Raw genomic sequence first — 3,188 nt, 5'->3', positions numbered from 1 at the left:
TCTCTGAACCAATCGTACTTCGGATGGTCCTCATCCCGCGGGAGAATCGCGTATGGATCCAGTTGAGTCGGACTCCCGCTCTTCAGAATCTCATTTACTCGTTTTGGACTGAGCGTCTCTTCTCGAGGTTCAGCTGGTTCTGGTTGGGTTTGCTTGAGCTCGTCGACCTTTGCAGTGATTCGCCCAAAGACCTGAGAGATTCGGCCCTGTGTTACATTCAGTTCTTCTGCACATTTTGACTGCGTATCGTACTTCGGATCTTCTGAAAGATATCCTTTCAGCGCTTCAAAATAATGATCAGGTGCCAAGTCGGGAAACTGTTTCTGAACTTCTTCCACCCACATTGAGTCGGGAGCATCATGGGAAAGCTTGCGCTTCTGCAGCTCTTCCCCGATTTCCTCCAGTTCTGTTAGATCCTCTGACGCCAGTTCAGGCACCCTCCGCAAGCTGAGCAGTATGACTCGTGCCAATCATTACATCTTCATCGATTAATTGCTCAACCATGGGTGGCCGGAGCAAAGCACTATCATCCTCTAGGTTCGCAACTATGTTGATGGCAAGTCGTACTGCGAGACCATCAGAAAGCGACTCTGGGATGTATTTCTGTAAGCGTTTCTTCACTTCTGCGATTTCATCCAGGAGCTCTTGTGCGGTAGGCTCCTTCGGAATTGCTACGTGTTTATAGTTCATAGTTCACACCATTTTACTTTTTGAAATTCTGAAACATCTATACCTCATTCTCGTACGAGACTATTTAAATATATTCCATATTTTAAAAACCGAAAAGAGGAAGATAATCTATAATACCCGATAGTAGAATTCAAAATATGGAATTTGATGTTCACAAAAATATGGAGAAATTCGATTCTCAAACCGGATTACTTAGATTGATATTGATTTTGGATGATGCACGCCGAAAAGGAGAAAATCGAATTGTTTCTGAACTTGGACGCGCGGTAGGAACATCAAATTACTACAGGTCGCTGCGTATCCTTCAGCAATATGGTCTTGCAACGAAAGAACAAGAGAAAGGCCGGGTGAGAGTGAACATCGTTCTCACGGACAAAGGCATCGAAGTGGCCAAGCATCTCAAGGCGATAGAAGAGATCCTTTCCTAGACCGGCGAAATCCCGTACTTGAGTTTCAGTTCGTCTACTATTTCTCCACGCTCTTGCAGCTGTGCCAGATGCAGGTCGTTCCTAAGCTCCTTGATCACGGGACAGTCTTCACAACACCGCCCCTCTTGCTGAGAGTACTTGTCTGTTTTCTGTCCAATGAGATCCAATGCCATGTCTATTATAGCACATCGCAGAATCGCTTTCATAGAGTCCATATCGTCAATATCCTCTGAGGTCTACACGTGATTCCGTACAGCCCTATTTAGTCACCACGCGAGATTTACCAATACTGTGCGACGAGAACATTGGTAAATCCATCCGAATAACACCTAAGTGGGAGTGAGGACAACAGAATGGCGTGGTGCACATGGAGGCACATTCAGCAGAATCCACATTCACACGTTCATCAAGGTTTGAAATCAACGATATCGAATTCACGGATATTCAGATAGACGAACGCAGAGTAATTGCCAAGGGACACTCCTGGAATCGATTCGAGCTACTGATTTCGTTCATAGGCGCGATATGGATGGAAAAATGGAGACGATTCAGTAACAAGCTGGCAGTGATAGGAACAACCATGGCTATTTCGCCGATGCTCCTCAGTCTCTTCTCCGGAATGGGCTTTTTGTTCTGGTATTATGTCGGGACCTACTACCTCGCTCTCCTGTCCATGGGCGTCGGAGTGATACTCGTTCTGATTTGGGCGTTTTTCAAGAAAGAAGCAATCAAGATCTATACGCCATCCGAGACGTTCAGACTGGAAGGCTATGCAGGATTTATTGATGAGGTATGGGCTGCGATCACATCTCGACAGCATCTTAGAAATGTATAATACAAGTTGGCGCGCGCCAACTCCACGAACCAGTATCCAGGAGAAAACAATTTTGAGTCAAGAAAACGTAGAAACACAGAATACCGGGCGGTGGGAGAAATTCAAAACGGGTATTTCATTTGTTGGACCTCCACTTCTGATATTCATCTTAGGAGTCTTCATATGGTGGCAACTATCAGATCTTTCACACACCTACTATGAGAGATACCTGCATTATCTGGATTTGAGTACGGAAGCGGAATCATGGGAAGAACTGGCATATCTCAGTACCCAGTAGTCTCTCCCATGTGGAACATCCGGTGTCTCTGGTAGTACCACCGGCAGGTCAATCGTCAGTGGATAGGTTTCAACCTCATCAGCATCTATCGACATGAATCGAGCATAGTCATGGCTTTCTCTCGTCACGGGATAGATGTCTCCCTGTGCGCGAACCGGTACGACCAGCACTGCACAGATGACCAGGATGGCCAGTATACGCAGTCTCATTCAATCCGTCTCCTTGTTCTGTTGTTTCTCGAGACTACGGCGATATCGCCAATAGAGCCTGTCCAGCACGCGCTCCAGGAAACTGCACCTGAATATCGCCTGCTCTGTTGCGCTGCTCATCACGGGTTCTCCCTTGCCTGGATGTTTGCTTCAACAGGAAATGTCCACTCGGAGACTGCTCCTTGAAGTGCATATCGCAACAGGCTGATGAACAAACGCATCAGTCGAAGGTCGTTGTACATGACCTCCGAAAGCATGATACCAGTATGCAGTACCGTTCCGTTCTGATAGTCGTGCTCATAGACTGCAATGGGTCTGTCATACAACGCATTCTTCCACTGAAGGATCATGGTTGTTTCGCTGACATTGGAGATGTAGTTCTCTTCGTGGCCCCTGTACGAGGTAGTGAATGAGGACCCATAGTGCGACTGCATGTGCTCACCCACCGGATGGCTAGCGTTCACAGTTGCATTCCATGGAACCGTGCCATAGTGGAACCGGTTGAAGTTGCTACCAACCCAGTTCTGGTTCTCCAGTGGCCAGCGTCGGTAAACGGATTTCCATGCATGCGTGCCGTTGAACGCAAAGCCTTTGCCTTTGACCAACCACATGTAGCCATTTCCATACCCCACCTCACAGAGAAACGAGCAAGCATCGTTGATGAACAGTCGCCCTCCTTGAGCAACGTAATCCTGATAGATATCGTACTGGTTTTGCGTGACGTATTCCACAAATCCTAGCACCACGAC

The 3,188-nt window shown here is 47.2% G+C and carries 7 protein-coding genes; 2 read left to right on the top strand and 5 right to left on the bottom strand.

Annotation, left to right across the window (positions count from 1 at the left end):
• Window positions 1-470 (bottom strand): hypothetical protein (locus GF309_06985; GenBank protein MBD3158522.1); only part of this gene is annotated, 470 nt, incomplete at its 3' end.
• Entirely contained in the window at window positions 430-690 is a 261-nt protein-coding gene (locus GF309_06980; protein ID MBD3158521.1) for a hypothetical protein, read from the bottom strand. The genes GF309_06985 and GF309_06980, both read right to left, overlap by 41 nt.
• 137 nt (window positions 691-827) lie before the next feature.
• On the opposite strand from GF309_06980, the gene GF309_06975 reads away from it, so the two are divergent.
• The gene (locus tag GF309_06975; protein MBD3158520.1) at window positions 828-1,118 is read left to right on the top strand and encodes a hypothetical protein; all 291 of its coding nucleotides are present in this window, start codon (window positions 828-830) and stop codon (window positions 1,116-1,118) included.
• Here the strand turns inward: GF309_06975 and GF309_06970 are convergent.
• Window positions 1,115-1,333 carry a hypothetical protein gene (locus GF309_06970; GenBank protein MBD3158519.1) on the bottom strand — a complete coding sequence of 73 codons (219 nt, stop codon included), beginning with the start codon at window positions 1,331-1,333 and terminating at the stop codon, window positions 1,115-1,117. The two genes, GF309_06975 and GF309_06970, sit on opposite strands and share 4 nt — an antisense overlap.
• A gap of 152 nt (window positions 1,334-1,485) precedes the next feature.
• Here GF309_06970 and GF309_06965 point away from each other — a divergent pair, with 152 nt between their 5' ends.
• A complete protein-coding gene (locus GF309_06965; GenBank protein ID MBD3158518.1) occupies window positions 1,486-1,953 on the top strand; it encodes a hypothetical protein in 468 nt (155 codons plus the stop codon).
• A 213-nt stretch (window positions 1,954-2,166) separates the two neighbouring features.
• On the opposite strand, the gene GF309_06960 is transcribed toward GF309_06965, so the two are convergent.
• Both GF309_06960 and GF309_06955 read right to left on the bottom strand, forming a co-directional pair.
• Window positions 2,167-2,439: a hypothetical protein gene (locus tag GF309_06960; GenBank protein ID MBD3158517.1), complete on the bottom strand. Its 273-nt coding sequence runs from the start codon at window positions 2,437-2,439 to the stop codon at window positions 2,167-2,169.
• A gap of 119 nt (window positions 2,440-2,558) precedes the next feature.
• Window positions 2,559-3,170, bottom strand: coding sequence for a hypothetical protein (locus tag GF309_06955; GenBank protein MBD3158516.1), 612 nt, complete (start codon window positions 3,168-3,170; stop codon window positions 2,559-2,561).
• Between the last annotated feature and the right edge of the window lie 18 nt (window positions 3,171-3,188).

The organism is Candidatus Lokiarchaeota archaeon, from assembly GCA_014730275.1.
Lineage (GTDB): Archaea > Asgardarchaeota > Thorarchaeia > Thorarchaeales > Thorarchaeaceae > WJIL01.
This window is presented reverse-complemented; position numbering and strand designations above follow the sequence as displayed.

Coding starts and splice junctions, on each gene's coding strand:
- GF309_06980 (MBD3158521.1), bottom strand. CDS start 690: ATGAACTATAAACACGTAGCAATTCCGAAGGAGCCTACCGCACAAGAG.
- GF309_06975 (MBD3158520.1), top strand. CDS start 828: ATGGAATTTGATGTTCACAAAAATATGGAGAAATTCGATTCTCAAACC.
- GF309_06970 (MBD3158519.1), bottom strand. CDS start 1,333: ATGGACTCTATGAAAGCGATTCTGCGATGTGCTATAATAGACATGGCA.
- GF309_06965 (MBD3158518.1), top strand. CDS start 1,486: ATGGAGGCACATTCAGCAGAATCCACATTCACACGTTCATCAAGGTTT.
- GF309_06960 (MBD3158517.1), bottom strand. CDS start 2,439: ATGAGACTGCGTATACTGGCCATCCTGGTCATCTGTGCAGTGCTGGTC.